The organism is Microvirga sp. 2YAF29 (assembly GCF_052114605.1).
Taxonomy (GTDB): Bacteria; Pseudomonadota; Alphaproteobacteria; order Rhizobiales; family Beijerinckiaceae; genus Microvirga.
Genome location: NZ_JBFRFB010000002.1, coordinates 465,669 through 492,443 on the forward strand (window position 1 = coordinate 465,669; position 26,775 = coordinate 492,443).

17 protein-coding genes and 2 riboswitches are annotated in these 26,775 nt (G+C 58.2%); of the genes, 6 read left to right on the plus strand and 11 right to left on the minus strand.

Going from position 1 to position 26,775, the window contains the following annotated elements:
- Positions 1 to 68: 68 nt before the first annotated feature.
- Positions 69 to 266, minus strand: a riboswitch (cobalamin riboswitch).
- A gap of 235 nt (positions 267 to 501) precedes the next feature.
- The 4 genes from AB4Y85_RS04565 to AB4Y85_RS04580 form a co-directional block, all read right to left on the minus strand.
- On the minus strand, positions 502 to 870 hold the full coding sequence (locus tag AB4Y85_RS04565) for an acyl-CoA thioesterase (RefSeq protein WP_441983659.1): 369 nt from the start codon (positions 868 to 870) through the stop codon (positions 502 to 504).
- Between the two features lie 7 nt (positions 871 to 877).
- On the minus strand, positions 878 to 1,159 hold the full coding sequence (locus tag AB4Y85_RS04570; protein WP_441983660.1) for an acyl-CoA thioesterase: 282 nt from the start codon (positions 1,157 to 1,159) through the stop codon (positions 878 to 880).
- Positions 1,156 to 3,513: a 5-methyltetrahydropteroyltriglutamate--homocysteine S-methyltransferase gene (gene metE, locus AB4Y85_RS04575; RefSeq protein WP_441983661.1), complete on the minus strand. Its 2,358-nt coding sequence runs from the start codon at positions 3,511 to 3,513 to the stop codon at positions 1,156 to 1,158. Before metE ends, AB4Y85_RS04570 begins: the two co-directional genes overlap by 4 nt.
- Positions 3,514 to 3,623: 110 nt before the next feature.
- A riboswitch (cobalamin riboswitch) is annotated at positions 3,624 to 3,835 on the minus strand.
- 246 nt (positions 3,836 to 4,081) lie between these two features.
- Complete coding sequence (locus AB4Y85_RS04580) at positions 4,082 to 5,452, minus strand: PepSY-associated TM helix domain-containing protein (protein ID WP_441983662.1); 1,371 nt, start codon at positions 5,450 to 5,452, stop codon at positions 4,082 to 4,084.
- A 729-nt stretch (positions 5,453 to 6,181) separates the two neighbouring features.
- On the opposite strand from AB4Y85_RS04580, the gene kdpF reads away from it, so the two are divergent.
- Genes kdpF through AB4Y85_RS04610 form a run of 6 tightly spaced genes read left to right on the plus strand, consistent with a single transcriptional unit; the run spans position 6,182 to position 14,109 of the window.
- Positions 6,182 to 6,271, plus strand: coding sequence for a K(+)-transporting ATPase subunit F (kdpF, locus tag AB4Y85_RS04585; RefSeq protein ID WP_441983663.1), 90 nt, complete (start codon positions 6,182 to 6,184; stop codon positions 6,269 to 6,271).
- 12 nt (positions 6,272 to 6,283) lie between these two features.
- Positions 6,284 to 7,993, plus strand: a complete 1,710-nt coding sequence (gene kdpA / locus AB4Y85_RS04590) for a potassium-transporting ATPase subunit KdpA (protein WP_441983664.1) — start codon at positions 6,284 to 6,286, stop codon at positions 7,991 to 7,993.
- 40 nt (positions 7,994 to 8,033) lie between these two features.
- The gene (gene kdpB, locus AB4Y85_RS04595) at positions 8,034 to 10,061 is read left to right on the plus strand and encodes a potassium-transporting ATPase subunit KdpB (protein WP_441983713.1); all 2,028 of its coding nucleotides are present in this window, start codon (positions 8,034 to 8,036) and stop codon (positions 10,059 to 10,061) included.
- Between the two features lie 11 nt (positions 10,062 to 10,072).
- Positions 10,073 to 10,672, plus strand: coding sequence for a potassium-transporting ATPase subunit KdpC (gene kdpC, locus AB4Y85_RS04600; protein ID WP_441983665.1), 600 nt, complete (start codon positions 10,073 to 10,075; stop codon positions 10,670 to 10,672).
- Positions 10,673 to 10,720: 48 nt separating this feature from the next.
- Positions 10,721 to 13,420: an ATP-binding protein gene (locus tag AB4Y85_RS04605; RefSeq protein ID WP_441983666.1), complete on the plus strand. Its 2,700-nt coding sequence runs from the start codon at positions 10,721 to 10,723 to the stop codon at positions 13,418 to 13,420.
- Positions 13,417 to 14,109 carry a winged helix-turn-helix domain-containing protein gene (locus AB4Y85_RS04610; protein ID WP_441983667.1) on the plus strand — a complete coding sequence of 231 codons (693 nt, stop codon included), beginning with the start codon at positions 13,417 to 13,419 and terminating at the stop codon, positions 14,107 to 14,109. Before AB4Y85_RS04605 ends, AB4Y85_RS04610 begins: the two co-directional genes overlap by 4 nt.
- 1,056 nt (positions 14,110 to 15,165) lie before the next feature.
- Here AB4Y85_RS04610 and AB4Y85_RS04615 read toward each other — a convergent pair.
- From AB4Y85_RS04615 to AB4Y85_RS04645, 7 genes are all read right to left on the minus strand, one after another.
- Entirely contained in the window at positions 15,166 to 15,942 is a 777-nt protein-coding gene (locus AB4Y85_RS04615) for an ABC transporter ATP-binding protein (protein WP_441983668.1), read from the minus strand.
- Positions 15,939 to 17,000 (minus strand): FecCD family ABC transporter permease, encoded by a 1,062-nt coding sequence (locus AB4Y85_RS04620; protein WP_441983669.1) that lies wholly within the window; start codon positions 16,998 to 17,000, stop codon positions 15,939 to 15,941. The genes AB4Y85_RS04615 and AB4Y85_RS04620 overlap by 4 nt, the downstream gene beginning before the upstream one ends.
- A gap of 57 nt (positions 17,001 to 17,057) precedes the next feature.
- Positions 17,058 to 18,218, minus strand: a complete 1,161-nt coding sequence (locus tag AB4Y85_RS04625; protein WP_441983670.1) for an ABC transporter substrate-binding protein — start codon at positions 18,216 to 18,218, stop codon at positions 17,058 to 17,060.
- Positions 18,219 to 18,286: 68 nt separating this feature from the next.
- On the minus strand, positions 18,287 to 19,075 hold the full coding sequence (locus tag AB4Y85_RS04630) for a class I SAM-dependent methyltransferase (RefSeq protein ID WP_441983671.1): 789 nt from the start codon (positions 19,073 to 19,075) through the stop codon (positions 18,287 to 18,289).
- A gap of 990 nt (positions 19,076 to 20,065) precedes the next feature.
- Positions 20,066 to 21,007 (minus strand): DUF3800 domain-containing protein, encoded by a 942-nt coding sequence (locus tag AB4Y85_RS04635; RefSeq protein WP_441983672.1) that lies wholly within the window; start codon positions 21,005 to 21,007, stop codon positions 20,066 to 20,068.
- A gap of 2 nt (positions 21,008 to 21,009) precedes the next feature.
- A complete protein-coding gene (locus AB4Y85_RS04640) occupies positions 21,010 to 25,338 on the minus strand; it encodes an NACHT domain-containing protein (protein WP_441983673.1) in 4,329 nt (1,442 codons plus the stop codon).
- An 801-nt stretch (positions 25,339 to 26,139) separates the two neighbouring features.
- On the minus strand, positions 26,140 to 26,673 hold the full coding sequence (locus AB4Y85_RS04645) for a hypothetical protein (RefSeq protein WP_441983674.1): 534 nt from the start codon (positions 26,671 to 26,673) through the stop codon (positions 26,140 to 26,142).
- Positions 26,674 to 26,775: the final 102 nt, after the last annotated feature.

A 26,775-nucleotide genomic window follows, 5' to 3' on the forward strand; every position in this document is an offset into this window, starting at 1 on the left:
AGGCCAGGACGGAAAGCACATGAGTGCCCGCCGGTTGGATCGCGATCCAACGGGGCACCCCGCCCGTAATGATCGTTCAAGCGAAGGCAGGTCTCCTGGCTTGCGGGTCGTTGCTTCCGTCAACCTTCCCAGCGCGATCACGCCAGTGGATCTGAGACAGATGCTCGCCGCTTACAGTTGCGGGGGCAGCCTCGGCATTAAACCGAGTTCCCTCTTAGCTTCCCGGATCTCGCGACACGAGAAGAACCTTCTCTAGATATGGTAGCGATATCGAAGGATTCTTCAATATGTGGTGGCGCTCTGTCCACAGGGGTGCAGATCAGGTAACGCCAAGGATATTCTCGATCTCAATGAGAAACTTCGCAGACCGCATCGGTGGTGGGCGATCATGACGAGCGGCATCGCCGTCCTTAAGCCTGCACTCGTGCTTAAGATCGGACAGGCATTACAGATATTCGATCTTCGAGGCATGGTGATTTTGGAAACTTGAATGGTCTGATTTTACCCGTCCAAGCTATTCCCTATGGACAATGCAGCCATTGGACGATGCTGTTCATCAACGGCCACCATAGTGAACTCTCCATGACCGCAGAGACGGCGAAGGCCCGATCGAAGGTTTTCTGCCCAGAGACCGACCTCCACCGTAATGGAGCTCCGCCCGGTGGCCGTGACCCGTGGGGCAAGCTCGATTAGCTCTCCTTTCTGAATTTGGCTCCGAAAATCCGTGCGTCTCGAGCCTGCCAGTACGACCGACTTGCGGCTGTGGCGGGTTGCGGCCACGAAAGCTGCTTTGCCCATCGCCGCGAGCGCGTTGCCGCCATAGAGGCTGCCGTAGTGGCTCGTCTGCTCCGGGAAGACCATTTCCACCATCCGCAGATCATCCTCTTGGCTCGGAGTGCCTAGGTCTGGAAGTGGCGGCATGGCGCCCCGTGATACGGCCCGTCAGTTCCACGATTTCACCCATATGCGCAGGTGCTTCAAAGTCAATTCGCTCGCAAGAGGCGGTAACAAAGTCAACGTGAGCATGACGAGAGGCCGCGATGAACGCCACCTTGTCCATGTGAGCTAGTCCGATCCCGCCAAACAGCGTGCCGTGGTGGTTCGTATCGCCAGGAAAGACGATATCGATCAGACAGGTTGCGGTCGAAACAATGCTCATCTTCCTGTCTCAATCTCAATGGAGCGTACCGCTCGAGCGGCAGCGACCATGTTCTCGAGCGCAGGACGTACCTCCTCCCACTTGCGGGTCTTGAGACCGCAATCGGGATTGACCCAGATTTGCCCATCCTTGAGGCGCTTTCGCGCAAGTGTGAGCAGATCCACCATTTCGCTCACGACGGGGATGCGCGGAGAGTGGATATCATAGACTCCAGGTCCGATCTCGTTTGGATATCGGTATGACCGGAAGGCATCAAGCAGCTCCATTTTCGAGCGCGAGGTCTCGATGGAGATAACGTCCGCATCCATCGCCGCGATAGCGTCGATGATGTCATTGAACTCCGAATAGCACATATGCGTGTGGATCTGTGTCTTATCTCCTACGCCAGAGGACGTCAGGCGGAAGCAATCCACGGCCCAATCGAGATAGGATGCCCACTCGCCTTTGCGCAGCGGCAATCCTTCGCGCAATGCTGCCTCGTCGATCTGGATCATGGCGGCACCTGCCTGCTCAAGATCGAGTACTTCGTCACGGATAGCCAACGCGATCTGTCGGCAAGCCTCGCTGTGGGGGATGTCGTCACGCACGAACGACCAGTTGAGGATCGTGACCGGACCCGTGAGCATACCCTTCATAGGGCGCTTCGTCAGGGATTGCGCATAACTCCACCAGCTGACGGTCATGGGCTTAGGGCGCGACACATCTCCGAACAGGATCGGTGGACGAACGCAGCGAGAGCCATAGCTCTGCACCCAGCCATGCTTGGTAAAGGCAAAGCCCGAAAGCCTCTCGCCGAAGTATTGCACCATGTCGTTGCGCTCGAATTCGCCATGGACAAGGACATCAAGGCCGATTTCCTCTTGCCAATGCACCGTGCGCGCGGTCTCCTCCTTCAGGAAGGCCACGTACTGGTCATCGGTCAGGTTGCCCTTGGCATGCGCGGAGCGTGCCTGACGGACTTCCGAGGTTTGCGGGAAGGAACCGATGGTCGTCGTCGGAAATGCGGGCAAGCTAAAGCGGCTATGCTGCACCTCGGCACGAGCCGGGAAAGCACTGCGGCGGCGGGCCATATCAGGCGTGATTGCGGCCATGCGCTTCGCGACTAAAGCGTCATGCACGCGCGGAGATTCTTTGCGTGAAGCCGCTGCGGCTGCCGAAGTATCGAGCTTACTCTTCACGCTTGTGCGTCCAGCTGCGAGAGCAGCGCCCAATGTTGCAAGCTCATCCATCTTCTGAACAGCAAAAGACAGCCACGACCTGAGTTCGGAATCGAGATCATTCTCCAGGTCGAGGTCTATGGGCGAGTGCAGAAGAGAGCAGGACGACGCGATCTGCACATGATCCGTTCCTCGCCGTGATACCACGGACTCAAGCCGATCAAGGATAGCATACAAATCTGAGCGCCAGATATTGCGCCCATCGATGACACCAAGCGACAGCACCAATCCCTTCGGAGCTTTGTCGATGACGGAATCGAGTTGATCCGGCGCACGCACGAGATCGATGTGGAGTCCGGCGACAGGGAGGGACAAAGTCGTATCGAGATTGTCCCCGATCCCGCCGAAATACGTCGTTAGCATGATGTTCAGGTTCGGCAGGGCGCGAGCGAACATTGCATAGGTTTGTTGGAGGGCTTGGCGTGACGCTTCATCAAGATCGAGGACGAGGCAGGGCTCATCGATTTGCACCCAATCCGCGTCGCTGGCCGATAGACGCCTGAGAACATCCACATAGACCGGAAGCAGTCCGCCGATGAGGGAGAGTGGATCGAGGGATGGATCCTTGGATTTTCCAAGTTTGAGGAACGTCACGGGGCCGAGCAGGACAGGCCTGGTCCGATAGCCGAGTGCCTTTGCCTCGCGAAACTCATCGACCGCCTTGGTCGAGGCTAGCATAAAGCGTTGACCTGCCACGAATTCCGGCACCATGTAGTGATAATTGGTGTCGAACCACTTCGTCATTTCCTGCGCTGGCGCTCCATGATCATGGTCATGATGATGGCCATGGGCACAGGCGTTATCCTGGTCGCCATGGCTGCCACGGGCCATGGAGAAATATGTGTCGAGGGAGACAGGTCCGCCGCTCCAGCCATAGACCTCGGGAATGGCTCCGACCATGACACTGGTGTCGAGAACATGGTCATAGAGCGAGAAGTCATTCGAGGGAATGACACTGACGCCAAGAGCATGCTGGCGTGCCCAATTCGCGGCGCGAAGACCAGCGGCTGTATCAAGCAGCTGCGTCGCAGAGATGCGGCCCGACCAATAAGCCTCAAGGGCTGATTTAAGCTCGCGACGCGGACCGATCCGCGGTGTACCGAGCGTGCAGACAGGAAGAGAATTTAAGGAAGACATCGGCTTGAACCCCAAAATGTGTTGGGGGCAAAGGCCGAGCGGAGGCATGCGGGCCCGGAAAGCATGGCGCTACCCAAACCGCAAGCGCACCACCGGGACACCCCGCCCAGGGACGTTATTTTGCCGAGGCAGGTCTCCTGGCTTGCGGGTCGTCGCCTGTAGCCCGGCCTTCCCGGTGATCGCTCACCAGTGACACGTAATGGGCTTTGGCTCGCCGCTCACAGTTGCGGGGGCAGCTCCGGGATTGCCTTTCGGCTCACCGGATTCCCTCTTAGCTCCGATGCCCAAAAAGCACCGAAGAACCACGACAGCTATACTATGCCGTCAGATTCATAGGCCGTCAACAGAGACATAAAGACATTTTTATATCCTTATGCGAATCGTGTTCACATAATATCTCAAGCGCGCTTTGGACTGGCTTTCTTGGAAGATGACATCGTTTACTCCGCTACGTAGCGGAGTAAAACGATTCGGTCGTTATCATGAGGTGACCAGGATATTGTCATCTCAGCGCACAGGATCACCATTGGCGAGTGCCGCCGAGGGCATCTTCAGCGGCACCGAGTGATCATGCCGTTCGGCTGCGCCAGCTTGAGAAAGCAAAGTCGAGCGCCAGCATTACCAGGAGTGAGATGCCCACGAGAGGAAACCCGATTCCTCCAATGACGAGGATGACAAGCAGCCCTTGGAACGCCCGCCGATCCGAAGGTGCTGGCGGGACGCCCAGCGATCCTGATGGGCGGCGCTTCCACCACATTACTGCCGCCGAGACGGCCAGCATTACGATAGCAAGACACACGATGAGCAGGACAATCTGATTTGCGAGCCCGAACTGCTGGCCCATGTGCACGTTGATGCCGAACTCAAGCCATTTCCCGAGAGGGCCGTAATCTGCGTAGCTCATATCGATGAGAGGCTTACCCGAATACTGATCCAGGTGGATCACACGCTGCTGCGAGAGATCATCGGGGTAGACAGAGGCCGAATAGACTCCTTTGCCCGACGCCGGAATTGCGACCGTGTAGCCTCTGTGCAGGCCCATGCCGTCGAAGATCCTTATGGCCTTGTCCAGCCCAATCGGCTCCGCGCCATGATTGTGTCCGCTGGATTCCGGAACCTGCGCCTGCTCCAGCGACCACGTGGTCGGACTGACGTGGCCCAAATGCTCGTCGGACATGGGCACCGCCACGCGCACTCCGGCCGGATAGCCGAAGTTATGACCGTTGGCCCATTCGTTGACCTTGCCGCCCCAGACATTCGACCAGGGCATCCCGGTGACGGCTAGGAATACGATAAAGAAGCCGACGAAGATGCCCGTGACAGCGTGGGTATCGCGCCAGAACACCCGTTTCTTGGGTGTCCCTCGAACAGACACTACGCCTCCCGCCTGACGCCGTGGCCACCAAAGGTAGATCCCTGTGCCCACGAGAAGGATCGACCATCCTGCCGCGATCTCGATGAAGGCCCGCGCGACGGTTCCGAAATACTTCAGGCTGTGGAGGTAACGGATCGTCCACATGACGGTGCCGCGATCCGGCAGGGAGCCCAGCACTTGGCCGCTATAGGGATCGATATAGACGGCCAATCTCTCGCCGGAGTTGGCTTTGACCGTCACCTCCGCCGATGAGACTGCGGTGGGTGGATCGATGAACTTGACGACTGCGCCAGGATGGGCCGCCAAAGCAGCTGCGACCATAGCCGAGGGTGTAACCTTGGCGGAGGTATTCCGCATTTCAACCTGTTTCAGATCGGCATGGACGATACCATCGATCTCGTCCTTGAAGAGATAGAGGCCCCCGGTGATCGAGAGTGTGATCAGGAAAGGTAAGACGAGAAGCCCTGCGTAAAAATGCCAACGCCATACGGCTCGATAGAGATTTGAGGATTTGGTCTCGGAGCGCGCGACATCGCGGCCCCAGCTGAGGGTTTGTTCAGACATAGATATAGCTCAGGTCAGCATCGACAGATGCAGCACGAAACCTCGCCACTCATGGCGAGTGACGGTCGATTGCAAGCGAGATTAGCTTTGCTGAGGCGGAGCTCTTGCTTCCGCAACGTGAGTTCTTTCACGCTGTCTGATCGGCGGCAGCAATTCAATTATCGCGATGACCTCATGGGAGAGGTCTGGCCGCTGTGGGATCGACGGAGTATCGGAGAGAGAAGCGGTTCTGACACAAGAAAGCTGACATAGCGTCGCGCAGAACTTGTGAAGACGCCCATCATCGGACTGCGATGAAGATCCACCAGCTCCTGACGTTTCAGGAGAGGCGAAACAGATGACGGAGGATTGGCCGTCAACAGGATAACTTATCGCACTTTGGGCGATGGCTCCCACCACGCTTTGGAGCAGGAGGACATACATCATCGCGGCGGCAACGATGCCACCGGATAACGGACGACCCATGATCCTTCGCCAGATCTTCATCCCTACCCTATGACAGCCCTGTCACCAGCTGTCACCCATGGGCTAGCAATCTTTATATCGTCTTTATATCTCCGACCTTCATTCCCAATCGAACCTTGATGCGCTCCCGGCATAGTCTTCAGCATTCCAATCTGTGGGTGCTGTCATGTCCGATCTTGTCTATCTCCTCACCGGCCTCGGGTTCTTCGCGCTGATGGGGCTGTATGCCCGTGCGGCTGAGCGGCTGTGAGAGGAGGCTCTTCGATGTCTCTCGATCTTCTTCTCGGCGGCCTCGTTGCCTTTGGGCTTGCTGTTTATCTGGTCTTGGCGCTGCTCAAGCCGGAACGTTTCTAGGAGACCCGCCCCATGACTCTCAATGGCTGGCTCCAGATCGCCATCATTCTCACAACGGTCCTGCTGACCGCGCCGTTGCTCGGCGCTTTCATGGCGAAGGTCTATGCGGGTAAGCGCACTTTTCTCTCGCCCATCACTGGCCCTGTCGAACGCGGATTTTACGCAGTCGCAGGCGTCGATCCCGCTCGCGAACAAAGCTGGCGTGGCTATGCGCTTGCGATGCTCCTGTTCAATGCGACGGGCTTTGCATTGCTCTATGCCATCCTGAGGCTTCAAGGCTTCCTGCCCTTCAATCCGCAGGGCTTCGGAGGCATCTCACCGGATCTCGCCTTCAACACCGCCGTCTCGTTCGTCACCAACACGAACTGGCAGTCGTATGGCGGCGAAACCACCATGAGCCATTTCTCGCAAATGGCGGGACTGACGGTCCAAAACTTCCTCTCGGCCGCCACGGGCCTTGCGCTGGCCATGGCGTTGGTCCGAGGATTCGCGCGCTCGAAAGCCAATGTCGTGGGGAATTTTTGGGTCGATATGACCCGCTCGACTCTCTACATCCTTCTCCCGCTCGCTCTCATCACGGCCATTCTGCTCGTGGCGCTCGGCCTGCCGCAGACCATGCTGGCATCCGTCGATGCGACGACGCTCGAAGGCGCAAAGCAAGCCATCGCCCTCGGACCTGTCGCCAGTCAGATCGCTATCAAGCAGCTTGGTACGAACGGCGGCGGTTTCTTCAACGTCAATGCAGCCCATCCGTTCGAGAACCCGACGGCTCTCACGAATTATCTCCAGATCTGGCAGATGCTGGTGGTGTCCGTCGCCGCTGTCTTCGCTTTTGGCCGCATGATCGGGGATTCCCGGCAGGCGCGGGCCTTGATCTGGGTCATGGGCCTTCTTCTCCTGTCCGGGATAGCGATCACCTATGTGGCTGAGGCTATCGGAACGCCGATGCTTCATGGGGCCGGGATCAATCCGGCTGACGGCAATATGGAAGGTAAAGAGGTCCGCTTCGGGCTGGCCCTATCCGCCCTCTGGGCTGCCGTGACGACGGGTCTCTCCACCGGCGCGGTCAATGCGATGCACGCCAGTTTCACGCCCATCGGGGGCCTGATTCCCATGTTCCTGATCCAATTGGGAGAGGTTCTGCCGGGTGGGGTCGGATCGGGGCTTTATGGCATCCTGATCATGGCGATCATCGCGGTTTTCGTCGCCGGTCTCATGGTGGGCCGCACGCCGGAATATCTCGGCAAGAAGATCGAGGCGAAGGAGGTCAAGATGGCGATGCTCGCCGTCCTGATTTTGCCCGCCGCGATCCTTGGATTTTCGGCGGTCGCCGCCGTGATTCCGCAAGGGCTTGCTGGGCTGCTCAATGCCGGTCCGCACGGGCTCTCAGAGATTCTCTATGCCTACTCGTCGGCGGCGGGCAACAACGGCTCCGCCTTCGCGGGACTGACCGCCAACTCGCCCTGGTACAACACGACCCTCGGGCTTGCGATGCTGCTGGGCCGCTTCGCCTATATCGTGCCGATGCTGGCCATCGCGGGCTCGCTGGCGGCGAAGACACGGCTTGAAGCCTCGACGGGTACGTTCCCGACTCATGGGCCTCTGTTCATCGGCTTGTTGATCGGCGTGATCCTGATCCTCGGCGGCCTCCAATTCTTCCCGGCTCTCGCCCTCGGCCCCATTGCCGAGCAGGTGTTGATGCTGTCCGGCAAAACCTTCTGACGGGTGCTCCATGAGCAAGCATATTCAACCGACTGTTTCGATGTTCGATGGATTGATCCTGCGTCAAGCCGTGATCGATTCCCTCAAGAAACTCAATCCTGGCGAACTCATCCGCAATCCCGTCATCTTCGTGACGGAAGTCGTGGCGCTTCTGGTCACGGTTCTATTCATAAGGGATCTCGTAACGGGGGCTTCCGCATTCTTCGCGGGGCAGATCGCGGCATGGCTCTGGTTCACTGTCATCTTCGCCAACTTCGCGGAAGCCGTCGCCGAAGGGCGAGGCCGGGCACAGGCCAATACCCTGCGCCAAGCCCGTACGCAAACAATCGCCAAGCGGCTTTACGATCTCGATCGCAAGGAGCTGCACGCGAATGTTTCCGCTCTCGATTTGGAAGTCGGCGATCTCGTGCTGGTCGAGGCCGGAGACCTCATTCCGGGGGATGGCGAGATCGTCGAAGGCATTGCCTCGGTCAATGAAGCCGCCATTACCGGCGAGTCCGCGCCTGTCATCCGTGAATCCGGCGGCGACCGGTCCGCCGTGACGGGCGGAACGACGGTTCTCTCGGACTGGCTCATCGTGCGGATCACGGCGGCTGCCGGTTCCTCATTCCTGGACCGGATGATCGCCCTCGTGGAAGGGGCCGAGCGACAGAAGACACCGAATGAGATCGCCCTCAACGTTCTCCTGGCGGGAATGACCATCGTCTTCCTGATCGCGGTCGTCACCCTGTCGGGCCTGGGCCGCTATTCAGGGGCCGATGTTCCAGTCCCTGTGCTCGTCGCACTACTCGTCACCCTGATCCCGACGACCATCGGCGGGTTGCTGTCGGCCATCGGCATCGCGGGCATGGACCGTCTCATCCGCTTCAATGTGCTGGCCATGTCGGGCCGCGCCGTGGAGGCGGCAGGTGATGTGGATACCCTGCTTCTGGACAAGACCGGGACCATCACCTTCGGCAACCGCATGGCATCGGAGATCATCCCGGTGTCCGGGATCACGGAACGTGAAACGGCGGAAGCGGCTCTGCTCGCAAGTCTCTCGGACGAGACGGCAGAGGGCCGTTCCATCGTCGCCCTGGCTCAAGAGAAGTACGGGCTGAAGGCACCGGAACGATCACCGGCAGATGCCCGTTTCATCGCGTTTTCGGCAACGACGCGCCTTTCCGGCGTCGATCTCGGCGAGAAAAGCCTCCGCAAGGGCGCGGTCGATGCCATCCTGCGCTTCGTTCGCGATGCCAGCGGGCGGAATGTCACGGACCAGGGTTTTGCAGCCGCCGTGGATCGCATCTCTCGCTCTGGTGGAACACCCCTTGGGCTGGCTGACGGCGACCGGCTTCTCGGCGTCATCCACTTGAAGGATGTGGTCAAGCCCGACATCAAGGAACGGTTCTCGGAACTGCGTCGCATCGGCATTCGCACCGTCATGGTCACGGGCGACAATCCGGTGACGGCAGCAGCGATTGCCTCGGAGGCGGGTGTCGACGACTTCATTGCCGAGGCGACACCACAGGACAAGCTCGATTACATCCGTCGGGCTCAAACGGAGGGCCGCCTCGTGGCCATGTGCGGCGATGGCACCAACGACGCTCCGGCGCTGGCTCAGGCCGATGTCGGTGTCGCCATGCAGTCTGGCACACAGGCCGCGCGCGAAGCGGGTAACATGGTGGACCTCGATTCCAATCCGACGAAGCTCATCGAGATCGTCGGCATCGGCAAACAGCTTCTCATGACACGCGGATCGCTGACCACCTTCTCCATCGCCAACGACGTGGCAAAATACTTCGCCATCATTCCCGCCCTGTTCGTGACGGCGATCCCTCAGCTTGGAGCCCTCAACGTCATGGGCTTGTCCTCACCTCAGAGCGCAATTCTCTCAGCTGTCATCTTCAATGCACTGATCATCGTCGCGCTCATTCCGCTGGCCTTGCGAGGCATTCCGTATCGACCGCTTGGGGCCGCGACGCTGCTGCGCCGGAATCTCCTCGTCTATGGTCTTGGCGGACTCGTCGTGCCCTTCATCGGCATCAAGATCATCGATCTCGCCGTAACAATGATTGGTTGGGCCTGAAGGAGGCCGACATGTCCCATTTTCGTCCCGCTCTCGTTCTTCTCCTGCTCTTCACGGCCCTGACAGGACTGGCCTATCCCTTTGCCGTCACAGGGATCGGGCAGGCTCTCTTTCCCGCGCAGGCCAAGGGAAGTCTCATCACCCAAGATGGCCGGGTTGTCGGCTCCAACCTGATCGGGCAGGCATTCACGTCCGACCGGTATCTCTGGCCGCGTCCCTCGGCCACCAGCGCGCCCGATCCGGCCGATTCCACAAAACCCGTGGATTCGCCCTATAATGCGGCGGCCTCGACAGGCTCCAATCTGGGACCGACCTCGCAAAAGCTGGCGGATCGCCTGACGGCTGCCTCTGAGGATTGGCGTGGGTCCGGCCTACTGCTGCCGATTCCAGGCGATGCCCTCACCACCTCGGGCAGCGGCCTCGACCCTCATGTTTCCCGGGCCTATGCACAGGCGCAGGCCTCCCGGATCGCCAAGGCCCGAAACCTCTCCGAGGCTCAGATCCGGCAAGTGATCGAAGCCTCGACCGAGGGGCGGACCTTGGGAATCTTCGGGGAGCCACGGATCAATGTCCTCCACGTCAACCAGGCGCTGGACGGAATACGCTCTTAACCCAAGCGTGCCGAGGTCGTATCCTGGCGCAAAGGAGACCTTGCCTTCATGGCCTTGACCCACTCGCCCCGTGCCTCGCCGGATGCGCTTCTCAGCATCGCCAACAGGGAGGGCCGCGGTCGCCTCAAGATCTTTCTCGGGGCAGCTCCGGGGGTCGGGAAGACCTATGCCATGCTCCAGTCGGGCAAGGCTCTGCGCGAGGAAGGCACGGACGTGGTCATCGGCCTTGCCGAGACCCACGGACGCCGGGAAACAGAAGGGCTTCTGCAAGGCTTCGAGATCCTGCCCCGCCTGTCCATGCCCTATCGTGGCAGGATGGTGCAGGAATTCGATCTCGATGCCGCGTTGAAGCGCCGTCCCGGCTTGATCCTCGTCGATGAGTACGCGCACACGAACGCACCGGGCAGCCGCCATCCCAAGCGATGGCGGGATATCGAGGAATTGCTGGCCGCTGGAATCGATGTCTGGACGACCCTGAACATTCAGCATCTCGAGAGCCTCAACGACGTCGTGCAGCGCATCACGCGCGTGCGTGTGCGGGAGACGGTTCCGGATTCCGTTTTCGACCGGGCCGAAGAGCTTGTCCTCGTGGATCTGCCACCGGATGAACTGCTGAAGAGGCTCGCCGAGGGCAAGGTCTATATTCAGGACACCGCTGCGCGGGCCGTCGATCACTTTTTTCGTCCCAACAATCTCGTGGCCTTGCGCGAATTGGCATTGCGGCGTGCCGCCGAGCGCATCGACAGCGATCTTCTTGAACGGATGCAAGGCGGAGGGGTGGAAGGGCCTTGGGCTGCGGGTGAGCGCATCCTGGTCTGTATCGGACCCGATGAATCCTCTCCCATGGTCGTGCGTCATGCCAAACGGCTAGCGGACTCGATTGGCGCTCCGTGGCTGGCGGTCACCGTCGAGCGTCCGTTCAAGTCGATGAGCGACATGGAGCGGCGGCAGGTCGAGGAAACCATGAAACTGGCCGACAGCCTCGGAGCCGATGAGGCCAAGACCTTGCTCGGGTCTGATCTGGTCGAGGAACTTCTTCGCTATGCGAGGTTCGAGAACGTCACTCAGATCGTTGTCGGACGATCCAGACCCGGCTGGCTCATGGAAGCAATCGGGCGCTCATTGCCCCATCAGCTCGTCAGGTACGCCGACGACATCGCCATTCACGTGGTGACCGTGGCCGGAAAGGCTAAATCTTTATCGCGACTACAAACGATGTTTGATTCCCTCAGCCAAAGAGGAATACGCCCCTTGCAATTCCTGTGGTCGGCGGCAAGCGTCATCTGTGCCATCGCGGCAGGACGCCTCATGACGGCGCTCGTGCCGCTGCCGAACGTCTCCATGATCTTTCTGCTGGCGGTTCTGTTTGCTGCCGTGCGCTTCGGGATATGGCCTGCGATCTTCACATCGGTCCTGGCCTTTGTCAGCTACAATTTTTTCTTCATCGAGCCTTTCTATGCCCTCACCGTGGCGCAGCCGCATGAACTTCTCGCACTCTTCTTTTTTTTAGGATTCGCCGTTCTGTTCTCAGCCATCGCCGGACAGGTCAGGGAGCAAGCGAAAGCTGCGGTCGTGCGTGCCCAGGCAACACGCCGCCTGTTCGAGTTCGCACGCCGCTTGTCGAGCCTCGCGGAGCCGCAGGTCGTGGCCGAGGGAGCCGTGGCGGAAGTCCAAAGGTCTCTCGGTCTTCCAGCCATCATCCTGTTTCCCCATGAGAGCGATTTGGCCCTCGCGGCTGCATGGCCGCCCGAGGACGACCTTGATACGGCTTCCATGACGGCGGCTCGTTGGGCCTATGAGCGGAATGAGGCGGCAGGCTTCGGCACCGGCACCCTCCCGAACGTGCCCTGGCATTTCTTCCCCCTTCGGGCGTCATCCGGACGCATGGGCGTCATCGGCCTCAAACCTGAGAGTCAGGGAAGGCCGCAACTGGATATGGAGGGACGTACGCTCTTCGAGACCTTGGCCGAACTGACCGCAACGGCTTTGGAACGGTCCCGCCTTGCCCGCGAGATTGCGGCTGCAAAGACGGCGACCGAGACGGAGCGAGTGCGCAACACATTCCTGGCCTCGATCAGCCACGATTTCCGCACACCTCTGGCTTCCATTCTTGGCGCGGCGACAAGCCTGCTCTCCTATCGCCGCAAGATGCCCGAGTCCTCTCAGACCGATCTTCTGTCTCAAATCAAGGACGAGACGGAGCGGCTGGACGGCATGGTCCGCAATCTCCTGGCCATGACACGGGTCGAGGCGGGCGCTCTGGAAATCCGCCGTGATTGGATCGATGTCCACGAAGTGCTGGATCGGATTGTGGCCCTCTTCAAAAAGCGCGGAGCAACGCAAACCTTCAAGGTGGAGGTGGAACCGAACCTGCCGTTCCTGTCGGCCGATCCGACCCTCCTGGATCAGGCTGTCACGAACATCGTTGGCAACGCCGTCCGCTACGCCGGATCGACTGCGACGATCCTTCTTGAGGCGCATCGGGACGGCAACGATCTGGTCATCGGCGTGACGGATGACGGGCCGGGTATCCCCGCTGAAGTCCTGCCCCATGTCTTCGAGAAATTCATGCGTGGCAGAGACCAGGGCCTGGCCGACGGCGGGGACGGTTCCGGTCTCGGTCTTGCCATCGCCAAAGGCATCGTTCAAGCCCATGGCGGCACGATCAATGCCGAAAGCCCTTATGCGAATGACCGAGGCGCGCGCGTGACCTTCCGCCTTCCGATCATGGAGGATAGAGCCGAATGAGCCGCGATCCGCGCGTTCTCGTCGTCGATGACGAAGCCGCTATCCACCGCTTTCTCACGCCAGCTCTCATGGCCAACGACTATGACGTCATTCAGGCCATGACGGGCGGCGAGGCTTTGAAGCGCATCGCCACGGACGCGCCCGATATCGTGGTGCTCGATCTCGGCCTTCCTGACATCGACGGCAAGGAGATCATCACTCGCGTGCGCGAGTGGTCCGACGTCCCGATCATCGTTCTCTCCGCCCGTGACAGGGAAATCGAGAAGATCGAAGCTCTCGACCGTGGCGCAGACGACTTCGTCAACAAGCCGTTCGGAATCGGCGAACTCATGGCCCGCCTCCGGGCAACCCTAAGACATCGCCTATACCGAAAAGGAGAGACGCCCGCCGTCAAGATCAAGGATGTGGAGATCGATACGGTGCGGCGGCGGGTGTTGCGGAATGGCGGCGAAATTAAACTGACGCCCAAGGAATTCGATTTGCTGGCTCTCCTGGCTCGTCATGCCGGGAAGGTCGTGACTCATAAACAAATCCTGACCTCCGTCTGGGGGCCAGCTCATGAACATGATACGCAGTACTTGCGGGTTTATGTCGGCCAAGTGAGACAGAAAATCGAGGACGATCCGGCGTCTCCCGCGATCATCCTGACGGAGCCGGGGGTCGGTTATCGCCTTTCTGATGTTGAATGACAGGTCTTAAACGTACCTGATATTCACAGCCGCGGATTTTGATGGAGCGAGGGTCCTCTTAGCATCGGCTCGGTTATTTAACGTACGAGTGAAACTCAAGGATGCGGTAGAGCTCAATGAGCATCGGATCGAGAGCTACGATACAGCAAGAGGGAATGGTACTTCCCCTGAAATCAAGCGTTTGCACGAATGCCAGCGCGCACTTGCCGCCTTCAGTCGCGTCGCCTCCGAAGTTTAGCCAACCGAGCGCTTGTTGAATTAAGTCACGGCTCAGGTCTCACGCGTGACCAGACACGTTAAAGTATGTGTGTGACCGCTCAGACAAAGGCAAAACTTGGGAACCGTTACTTCGAGTGCAGGAATTCGAAGGATGCAGGATAAATTCCCTCTCTTTTACGAGGTAACTTCTGTGCAAAGGTAGCATCCAGAACCAGAAATTTCCCTGCTCTAGTTTCATGGGAAAATGATGCATAAGCCTTTGATATTTAATAGAAGTTAGTTGATTGGGCATCCAGAAACTGTCCGATTTTTCGAAATTTCCCTCTATTTTTCCCAGTAACAAGCAAATAACCGAGGCAGGTTCGCACCTGACTGCCTCCACCGCCACTATCTAAGCCTCTGATATTGTAGACTTTTTGCCCTCAGGACCAGCACTCGCAAGTCGCGATATCCTTTAGACAATTTCCGGATAACTATTCTCTGAGGCGCTCTTATTCGGAGTAGAGCGAGGCCTTCAGGGCTTCAGCTTTGCCTCGTTTCTCCATCCCAAAACGACCCAGTCCGGTTGTGGCATAAGAGGTAGGTGTAGGGGTGATCGATTGGACCAATGACTGCATTGTACTCAATAGCGGGACATTGGCCAAAATCCGAAATGTGCCACGAGCCGACATCTCGCCGACATCTCGGCTTCGCTGCGGGATGGACGTCGTGCGACGGCGGAAGAGGTTCAGCACACGGAGCCAACCGTAAGCGGTCAGCCTTAGGATGGGACCGCAGGAACGCCATCGGACTGGCGATGTGGCTATCCTCTTTGTCCTCCCGGCGGCATCCTATCCTCTAGGATCGGCGCAGATAAGCATCCACCATGAGCGTGCCAGTCGAGACGCGCTCCACATGGATGCCTACTCCGTAGGCCGTCTCGATGGCATCTCCGGACAGTACCTCATGCGGCCGTCCGTCGGCCGCGATCCGGCCGTCGCCCAGCAGCATGAAACGCTTGGCGAAGCGGCTGGCGAGTCCGAGATCGTGCAACGCGACCAAGGTCACGATGCCCCGACTCTCGGTGACCTTCTGCACCAGCTCCATCACTTCGAGCTGACGCCTGAGATCGAGCGCGCTCGTGGGCTCGTCGAGCAGCAGGATCTGCGGATCGCGCACGAGAGCCTGGGCCATCCCGACGAGTTGCTGTTGCCCGCCCGAAAGGTCCGTCACCGGCCGGTCGGAGAGCTTGCCGATGCCGAGCTGGTCGAGGATTTCCTCGACCAGCATGATATCGGAGGCCGAGGCGCGCCCTCCCCGACCACTCTTGCGGACCAGAAGCACCACATCGAAGACGCTGAGAGCCGCACGCATTCCTACATGCTGCGACAGGAAGAACACCGCTTCGTGCCGCTTGGCGCTGCTGAGCGCGCCGAGATCGACGTCGTCCAGCATGATCGCACCCATCTGCGGCTTCAAGAGACCAGCGATGAGGCGGAAGAGAGAAGATTTTCCGACGCCGTTCGGCCCGACCACGGCGGTGATCTCACCGCGCCGAATGTCCTTTGCCTCAATTGCGTCGAACAGCGGCAGATGCCGATAGCCGAAACTCAGGTCTTTGATCGCCAAGCTCATCGCCAGCTCTCCCGGCGCACGGACAGGATCAGGCTCAGGAAGAACGGCACGCCCACGAGGGCCGTGATGATGCCGATCGGATAGATGACGCCGGGCGTGATCCCCTTGGACAAGGTGGATGACACCGAAAGGATGATCGCTCCGGCCGCAGCGGAGACCGGCAGAAAGTACCTCTGGTCCTCACCTACGAGCAGCCGGGCGATGTGTGGGCCAACAAGGCCAATGAAACCGATCGTCCCGACGAAGGCGACGGCCGTCGAGGCCAGGATGGAGATACAGGCCAGCATCTCAAGTCGCAGGCGGGCCACGGGAACACCCAGGCTAGCGGCCCGCTCATCTCCCATGGTGAGCGCCGTGAGCATCCAGCTTCGCCGCATGCAGATCGGAATGACAAGCGTCAGCAGTCCCAAACAAATGGCGATTTTCGTCCAGCTGGCACGAGCAAGGCTTCCCATCATCCAGAAGATGATCTGCTGAAGCTGAGTTTCTGAGGATTGATACTGAATGAAGGCGAGAAGCGCGTTGAAGGTGAAGAACATCGCGATCCCCACCAGCACGAAGGTCTCGATGGTGACGCCGCGCATGCGGGTAAAAAGGAACAGGATCACGGAGGTCGCAAGAGCGAACAGGAAGGCGTTCGCCGTCACGAGAAAGGCCCCCGCGAACGGAACGAGGCTGACGCCGACCGCGATGGCGAGCGCCGCCCCGAAGCTTGCTGCCGACGAGATGCCGAGGGTGAACGGATCTGCGAGAGGGTTGTTCAGGATCGTCTGCATCTGCGCGCCCGCAATGCCCAGCATGGCGCCGACGAGGATCGCCATGATGGCGACCGGAAGGCGCACGTTCCACACGACGACATCGAGCTTTCCGCCATAAGAGCCGGGATTGAGGATCGTTCCCGCCACTTCCTTCAGCGAGAAATTGCCCGGACCGACGGACACATCGATGACCAGGGCCAAGGCCAGGAGAGCCAGTGCTCCCGACACATAGGCCAAGCGTTGCAGCGTGCGGCGATGATAGCGCGCTCCGGCTCCACTGCTCAGGCTCAACTCAGTCATACGGAATGCTCTTTCCAAGGAAATATGGCGCGGGTCCGTGGACCCGCGCCGAGGACGTTACTTGAGTTCTGCCCAGAAGAGCCCATTCAGCGGAACGGCAAGGAATTTGTCATGTAGTTCCTGATAGGTCGCTTGCGGATCGAGATCCTTGAACTTGTCCGGGTGGATCCACTTGGCCAAAGCCTGAATGGCCACGAAGTGATACGGGCTTTGGTAGAACTGGTGATAAATCGCCATCACCTTCTTGTTCTTCACGGTGGAGAGTTGGGCGATGCCCGGACGCTGCACGAGGCCACGGATTTGCTCCTGCACTTTCTCCGGCTGAGCCTCATATCCGAGCCAGACAGCCTTGTTGCCCGGGTTGGACTTCGACCAGTTCGCGCCTGTCATCAACAGATAAGCCGGGTCTTCGACAATGATCTTCTCCGGATTGACCATGCCGCTTGCGCCGGAGAAGAACTTCGAGCCCCAGTTCATCCCGCCCGCTTCGGAGACGAATTCGCCGAAGTTGAAATTACCGAATGACCGGCAGCAGGTATCCGGCTCAAGGCCTGCAGCCTGCTCCGCAAAAATAAGAGGTCGCTCGTTCTGCTTCAGCTGGTTCGTCACGTTGTAGATGCGGCGCATCTGTTGCGTATAAAAATCGACGAATTCCTGCGCTTGATCCTGACGATCGAAGACGCGCCCCAGAAGGAGCATGCTCGGTACGGCGTTCTGCGTCGGACGCTCGCGGAAATCGATGAAGATGGTCGGGATGCCGGCCTTCTCGAGATTATCGAGGATGCCCGTCTCCTTGGCCTTGTCGTAGAAGCCGAGCGACAGAACGATCAGATCCGCATCAAGAGCAATCGCCTTCTCGACGCTGAAGTCTCCCGATGCGAGCGCGCTGACGAGAGGCACATTCTTGGCATCCGGAACATTCGCCAAATACTGATTCCAAGTGTCTGGATCGAACTTCGGCACGTCGTCACCGATAGCCGCCAGTTGCGCGAAGGGCTTCGCCTTGTTCAGCACGACGGTCGCGTAGAACAGACGGCCTTCGCCCAGAATTGCGCGCTGGACACCCTTCTTCACCGTGACCGTGCGACCTGCGAGATCGGTCACCTTGATCATCGTATCGGCGGCGTGACCGGGAGTGATCACCCCCAACGTCAGCAACACGAACGTCATGGCCAAAGCCATGCGCCGCACCAGCCTGGACAGGAATGTATGTGGCATCTGCGTCATATCCTCAAGCGAAGGGTTCAAGGCCCTTGGTTGAAAAAGCCCCGAAGCCGGCGGGAGCTTCAGGGTTTGCGGGCCCGGATCGCGTAACGATCCTGGCTTGCCCGTTCGAGTTGCTGGCGCAGGGGCATATTGCGCCACTGCCCGCGATGGATGGTCGACAGATCCCGGTCGATGGTCACGTCCTGGAATCCTGCCGCCCTCAGAAGATCGGCAATCCGATCCGCGCGGGCACCGTCCGAGAAATACACCTGCTTCAGGATGCGATTGTGGGTTTCCATATCCATGCCAGGCCGAGGCAATGCCGGCGTGAGCTTGGCCAGCAGCCTGGCGGCGGAGCGCAGGACGTGGGCCTTCAAGGTTCTCGGCGCGCCCGTATCGGCATCAACGATGAGGAGGGTTCCACCTGGCTTCAGAACACGAAACCATTCGGCAAAGGCATCAGTCGGATTGACGAGAGTCCAAACCAGGTGACGGGTGACCACCGCATCATAAGTTGCGTCCGCCTCCAATGTCTGCTCGGCATCGCCGGCGATGAAGTGGATTGCTGCCTTCCGCTGACCTGCCTTGGCGCGCGCACGCGCCAGCATGGCATCGGAGAAGTCGAGGCCGGTAACCTGAAAGCCGAGATCGTGGAGAAGATGCGAGATGACGCCGGTCCCACTCGCAAGGTCGAGAACTGGCCTACCCTCTCCCTCACCAAGGTGCCTCCGGAAAAGCGCATGCCAACCCGCTCGCTCCTGATCGTTGAAGATCTCGTGGCCGGGTGAGAGGTCGAACGTTTCCGAGCGCCTGCCCCAATACTCGCGGATGTCATCCTTGAGGGACCAGTTGAAAGAGGTTTCGTCCATCGGATCGTTCCGCATCGCTGTCGTCGGGGAGGGGGCGTAGCAGAAGCTCCCACAGCTGTCATTAGGTAAATTGGCAATTATACTGACACTTGCTCAGTTTAGAATTATTGTAATTCTACTGTAGTCTTAGATTACAACTCTTCTAAGCAACAATATCTATCTATGATAGGATTCAGAGTAGGATTTATGCTTGACTGATCAACTATAGAAGCGGCTGCCTCTGAGGCCTTTCCCTCAGCTGGCTCGAGGGCCTCCCATGAGTCATAAGCGGAATTCCACTACTCACAGTGAAGGTCCGTTCTACACTTCATTGCGGAAGTAGATCAGCCAAATGGGATTCCATCAATCTGCCTGCAGCCAGTCGGCTACGAACCATTCTCTGCCTGTGAGCAGAGAATTTCTTAGCCGATTTATATTAAATATTTCAATGACTTAATAGGTCAGAAACTTAACAACCGTACCAACAGTTTGTGTCTCGGCCGCTCCGCCACTGTCTAACCTTTTGATATTGCTTAGTTTTTAGATTTCGAGCCAGACTCGCAAGTGCCCGAAATGTCGGGGCTTTTCGGCAACCCGCATTCTCTGGCGGCCCGAATTCAAGACTCCAACGCGGCCGCATATGGGTCGAATTTCGCCCTTCTCTCCTGTGCCAGATGTTCGAGTCCGGTTGTGTATTGCGAAGATCCCTGGCTGTCAGTTGCGAGCTCTCCGCGAACGTTCAAATCCGAAAACACGCCTGTTTTTAACCCAAAGGCGATCTTCCTGAGGCGCTGACCGAATAGCGGCTTTGCGCCCTCAACTCGGTCGTTTAGGTCCGGCACTGTCAGTCCTCAAAGCGGTCGTTTAACCCCACGGCGTCTAGGATGTTCCGGCGGCCCATTCCTCTGCGGTTGCAAGGTTGAAGGTGTGAGGCGACAATCGGACCACCTATGTCGAGCTGAGGGGCTGCAACGACGCGAGTGGAGACGGTAACAGCCAGTCAATTCTGGCTCAGGAGCGAGGGCGGCCGCGCTTTCTTAAGTTCCGCCGGGCCAGCGCGGCCAAGAATTGAATGCGCAATCTAAAAAGGAGATGTGAGAGCCGGTTGCCTTTCGGCGGGATTGCTCCCGCCTCGGCAAAGCGCACCAGGTCTCGTCTGAATTCCTGCCATTGTCCTCTGCTCTTTAAGAATTGAACCCCTTCCTGCTTTTCATGATGTTCGGCCCATTTGTGGAGGTGGGTATCATCGACATGGGACACCAAATGTCCGTTCGGATTCCTCAGCAGGTCAGCTATCGGGAGAATGTCGTCAGGAGATGATTTATTCTCATGCTCCCGGCGCAAATGCCAAGCCAGCATATCCGCCGCTTGAAGCGGCGGAAGCAGTTTGTCGTTCTCGAAGCTAGGAACGCCGCTGATTAGATTCCGGGCTCTGCGGGGGATGTTTCGCTTCATCTGGTGGAATAAGAGCGCCATGTCTGCGCTCACGCCGTCTTGTTCGTCAAAGATATATTCGATTCGAGTCCTAGCTTTGATCTCTGCGACGTAGCGCGCAACGCCGGATATCACGCTGAAGCAGCAGATGAAGTGCGGGCTTCCCAGACCGCGAGGGGAAACCGGGGTAAGAACGCGAAAGTGCTCGCCGCGATTGATCGTAAACTGGAAAGACAGGGGCTCGAAATGATTAATGACGCGCGCCAAACCTTTCAGCTTCTGATCGCGTGCCTCCTTCGTCCATCCTTTGAACTCACCGCGCAGGTTGTTCGCTTCCACCATTCGTAAGTACGCGATCGAAGGCAGCGCCTGTAGCTCCTCCCGCCATGCCTCGGAAAAGAGCTGCCATCTATCGGTTCGGTTGAGATAGCCGGCCATGAACAGCCGCTTGTCTCCCTTGTCACTGGCTGAGTCGTCACAGAACGCCTGAAGGAGGATAGGGCTTCGTCTTCCCCACATATCTACGCAGCTCTTTTTAAGAGGTCTATGCCGATGACCGTGATCTCATCTACGCCCGGAAATTCCTGCGCAATCTCTTCCCAACGATTCTGAAGCGCTGCAATCAGACCTTCAAAATCAACCCGGTTGGCTCCACCCGGAATATCCCAACCAGCCTTGCCCATGCGTACCAGAACGAAAACGCCGCGTGCCGACCTGTTGTCGCGCAGATAATCGCCGCAAAGCTGGTTCTCCAACCGCTCGAAAAGTTCGGGCCCAGTCCACTTGTCGGCCAGCTTCAACTCGGCCGGCACGGGTGCATCAAATCCCATCCCGTGGAACCTGATGTCAGGCTTCTTGGCATCTGCTAACTCCTCCTCTTGCGAGACGGAATAGCGAGCGGACGCCTTTTCACGAAGCTCACGCCCGATATATTTCCGCATATCCGTTTCAAGCGTCGCACCTGCTTTGAGTATTGCCGCGATGCTGCTGTCCCCGTTCTCAAGATCATCTTTCAAGTCGAGGAACCGCATCACCGCAAGCTCCGCCAGCTCTCGGTGATTGGCCGGCGTTCGTTCCAGCTTGTCATGGAAGTCTCGGACCTGTGCAGGCATCCACGGCGCGATGTCCGAGTCCTGCTCGGCCTTCACCTTTGCCAAGTGGGCGCACCATGGACGGGATTCCACCTCCGGATGGGATTGCGATATTTCTTGCAGGGCCAGGAAGGCTTCCTTGCCGGGAATCTTGTTCAGCAGATCAAATAGCCCGTTCCTTGAGTCCTGCGCATTGTCGCGCAAGCCTGGTGAATAGACGCCCTTGCCGGCGCGATCGATGTCCTCGCTTCGCCGGATATGACCATGCATCAGCAGGTAGAGAGTCTTCAAATGTCGGGGTGTTTGATATCCGGTCCTGGTGCTGGACGCGCTTCTGCGGCCGCCCCATAGGTTTGTTACAAAGCTCATCGCGAATTCTGTTCGCGCCTCGCCCTGCGGCAATTCTTCAAAATAGGCTACAAGGTCGGGAATTGCGGCTTCAGGATCGACGCCTACCCATACGGCGTACCAGTGAGCCACATGCTGCGGGATTTGTACCGACCGGACTTTTTGCGGCGCGAGCGCGGCTATTTCCTCTTCGGACAGTGCCGATCCCTGCAAAATCTTGAGGAGCTTGCCCAACGTGGCTGCGTTCGCAGGCTCGGATTCCTTCAGCAGATTTGCGATGTGCGGGCCGAGGGTGGCCCAGCTCCATTCACCGGACCAGCTAACGTCACTGAGGACGTAATGATCCTCCTTCTCAGGTGTTGCTTTCGAAAGCTCGAAGCGAATCTCCTGAAGAAGGAAATCTGTGACGGTGCTCGTATGCGCCTCGAAGAGCTTGGGAAACCAGGTTGGGAAACCGTTCAATTCGAACGAGGCATATCGGCAGGCGAGTTCGATGTCTGCTTCGCTGAGGCTTTGCGCCCAATTTGGTGTCTCTTGCGCTTCGATTTCGAGTCCGGCCAAGCCCAGAATTACCGACATTGGTGTCGAGTTTTCTGGTGCGCCTTCCGAACGAATAGTCGGTCTCTCACGCCGCCAATAAGCAACAATTCCGTCACGGAACGCTTGCGCGATATCCTTGCCGAACTCGGCTTCTAAGTTTCTCCAGTTGCCATGGGTCCACCGGCCGGAGCGATCGCTATCGCGGCGCATCCGGTCGTGAAGGTAGGTTAGGCCGTTGAAGACATAGCCAGGTTTGGTCAGACTTGGGTCGTGCAGTTTGTCGAGATTTTCGCTCAAATACTTTTTTGAGTCTGCGAGATTCTTTTCCTCGTTTCGCTTTCTTTCTTCGGAGCGTCTCTTCCACTGCGCTTCCTGGCGTTTCCAGGTGCGGGCGTCTTTTCCTTGTGCCGGCGGATTGAGGAACTTGTCCAACTCATCCGACAACTCCGTGTTGCCGGAGACGAGTCGCTTGAGCTTTTCACGCCACAAACGCGGCCGGTCGTTCGTGATGTAGAGTCTAAAAGCCAACGACAGCGCGACAAGCTTGTCGTCTTGGAAGGGCTGAGTTGCAATTTGCTCGGAGACATAGTCGAAATCCTCCGCGCCAAAGCGCCAGAACGGCCCCATGACAAAAACTGGCCAGAAATCGGTAAGCCGTTCGTTGCGTTTTTCTCGCCGTTCTCTCGCAAGATTAATCCCATACCAAAACAGAGCCCTATTCAGTTCCCGCCACTCTGGCACAAGGGTTGAGAACTTCGTTTTCGCATCGTTGAGTTCGATGTCGAGATAGTGACGTCCCATTCCGAACTTATCGAGGACGGCCAGCACGGCGGCTTGCAGTGACACTGAATGGCGGGCCTCAATGAGACGCTCGGCCGCCTGGGATGCGGGCGTCATCAACCAAGTAAATTTCTGCGATATCTCGCAAAAACGTCTCTCGATCACTGGGGGTGTGTTGAGCAATTGATCAAAGCCGATAAGCAACTCGGGCAGTTGATCGAGGCCGGCGGCCTGAACGAAGGTGCTCACAGCGTCAGAAAGGCGATCGACGCTGTATCGCTCTTTCTCTTCCGTTTTGCCCAAGGACTCAAGCAGCCACTTGATCGTGTCCGGTGTCGGAGCGGTTTCCTTCGTCAATTCGGCAAGCCAGTCGCGATCCAGTTCTGCCGCTTCTACGAGAAAACTGTTGCGGATGTCTTCTTGATCCTGCCCGGACCCAACTGCCCGAACTGCTCTAAACGCGGCAATGCGAGTGTACTGTGAAGTGGAAGGTGAAAGCGCGATCTGCTTTGCCTCGGGCAATGCACCGGAAAGCTGGCCCAGCCAGACCATTCGGAGAAGAAAAGCCTTCAGTTCTTCATCGGTCGCATACTTGGCTAGAAGGCTGCGCACATCCTCGGTCAGATCGGGATCAGAGAAGCGTTGTACAGCCGCATAGTCGGTCATCGAGCGGCCGGATGTTCCGCTCGCCAGTTGTTCGCAGACTTCGTGGAGAATGAGCCTTCGCGTCTCCAACGGTAGCTGGCTCGGATCGCCCCCTTCAAAAACCACCTCAGGGGCAACTTTTTGCAACCTCTCTCGGATCTTGGGATCGAGAATTGCCAGCCAGGGCAAGATTGGGCAGAGCGTGGGGACGATGATGTCCAGCCCGTACTGATTGGTGAAGAAGAGGGCTTCGATCTTTCGTCTCGAGGTTTCTCGGCCCAACAGCTCAGCGAACCATTCGGCCGCGAGATACTCGCGGACGGAGCGATGATGGAAGCGCACTGTTCCATAGATTGCTTCGTCGAATATCGGGCGGGACAGCAGCGTTGAGCGTTCTCTGTCGTCCCAATCAGGAAGCACGTCGTGGAGAGCGATGCCTTTCGAATTTTCGGCCCCATCCGGAACTCGAATAGCCGAGTCTTGCGCCAAGGTGGTCGCTGCGGCTATCAGTCTTGCTCCTTGCAGAGCCTTTTGGGGAGCTAGCGGGTATACATCGACGCGCTCCTGATCTCTCTCCTGGAGACGCCGCGATATGCTGTTGCGCATGATTTCCAGGCGGCTTCCGATGCGGCCCTGATCAAGCCAGAATTCCGTCAGCTCCATCAAATCCTGTGGTCTTGAGGTGAAGGACCATGCATCGGCGCGCTCGATGGCCTCAATGAAGGCTTTGGTGTCATTAATGCCACGGGCATTCGCAAATGCCTCGATTTGAGCACGAGACAGGTCGTCCAACGTGACGATCTTAAAGACGGGCTGGGACTTTTCTGCCGGTCTATCCGAAGTCTCAACAGCGTCTTCGATCGTGTCGTCGATGTCGGAAGCCGCGTCTTCCTTCGCCGTCGTCGTGGCAGGTGTGAAAGGCAGGTGAGTGACGCAAAGCGCAAGATCCGTCTTGGGGCGCCACGCATTGGTGCGCCCGGTGACAACTATGTGCGAGCGATCCTTCGCCGTTGCGATCCGCCTTCCCAGCTTCTTAATTGCGAGCGCGAAGTCTCCCGGATTGCGTAAGCGCGCCTCATCGACGGAGTCCAGCAGAAGCCAGCCCTCATCATTCGATGCCAGCCACGTCTCGAATTCTTCGAAAGTACCGACCTCGAATCCGTCCTCGAAATCATTGGGTACGTGTTCGAGACGGATAAAAAACGCAAACTTGCCTTGGGCACGTAGATCAATGGCGATATTCCGAATTTCAGCAGTTTTACCTGAACCGGCTTCCGACAGGATAATGACGCGGTACCGCTCAACCAAGTCCGACCAAGAAAGCCGATCACCGACACGAAACGCGTGACTTAGGTCGAGCTCATCGTCCTCGTTGGCGTACTTGGATAGCTCGTGAAATGTGCGGTTCAGCTCTATAAACTGATATTCGGAGGCGCTTTCAGTCATCTTATTCCATTTGGGATGCGGGGTGACATCTTACTATCATGCACAGAGGAACAAGAGAAGAACACCCCAACCGCACGATGCTTCTCATGCCGCTGAGCCGGCCTGTCAGCGGAATCCGACAGGTCGCCCCAAAATGTTCATAGGGAAGGTGGCGGCCCTCAACGTAGGCAATCGCCCTCGCGTACGTGCTGTCTCTCGCCAACGTCATGATGAGCGACAGGCCGTAAGGCCATCAGCTACACGCCCCTGAAGAGGCGTCGAAGCTTCACCTTTACGCTCGGAATGTCATATTTGCCTGATCAGAGTATGAAAGCTGTCAGTCCGCTGTCGGCCCCATTTCGGTCGTTCAATGCGACGCATTCCGATGGCCGCTCATGACAAAGCCGCCCTCAAGAAGGGCCCTTCACACAGCGCCCGTGATCGAACTTGACCAAAGCGTGAAGATCAAGGGGGTCACCAAGCAAGTATATGCCGTGGCTACGGCAGGCTGAATCCTCTCGGGCAATGGTTTCGGCGCCTCACGCAGACCGGACCGTGCCGCAGCATAGAACGCTAGCACGAGAGCGGAACAGAGCGGCAGCATCACCATTGGCGTGCCGACGCCCAAAACGGCGAACGCGAAGAGGCCGAGCGTTGTGACACCGACAAATGAGATGAATTTCAGATGGCTCTTTCCGCATCGCATTCCCATCTGAATGATCTTCTTGATTCCAGATATCATTGATCAAACTCCATCTAACGAACAAAAAGCGACGCTATAAATATAACAATACCGAGACATAAAATCCTAGCTTCAGATAGCTAGTGAACTCCAACCCAGGCATCTTTCTCATCGCCCAAGAGTAAGTCATACAGGGTCATCTCCGGTGGCTGGACCCCGGCCAGGATCTGTGCGGTAAGAGGCCTCGGCAGGAAGGCCAGGGTGATCACCCGCGCGATGTAGCGCTCGTCGCTGTCATAGGCCTGCGCGATCTCACGCATGGTGGCATAGCGGCGGTCCAGCAGGTCACGCCACCAGCGATGAGCTTGGCCCAGGGCCTTCAAAAGCGTCGGATCCGGTTCAGGGATCGAGGCGCTCTGCCCTTCCAGGATCAATTTTGTCTCCACCCCGCGACGACGCAACGCGATTGGTCGGGTGAGAACGAGTGTCGCCCCGGTCTGATCTGCTGCGCCTCTCAGCGCATCCGGCTTGAGCGTAAGCTCGGCCTTGCTTGGAGCAACAACAATCCGCTCGACAAGGGTCAGAAGCGTGTCGCGCTTCGTCGCCGGTTCCGGACCGTCGAGCCGGCTCACCATCTGCTCCGCACGTGCCGTCACAGCACGTTGTTCATCCATCGTTGCATCGGCTGGAAGCAATGACCCATTGAGCCAGTCCCTATTTTGCAAGACCTCTAACAGAATGGAGAGAACAACGCCTTCGACCTCCGACGCCGCCAG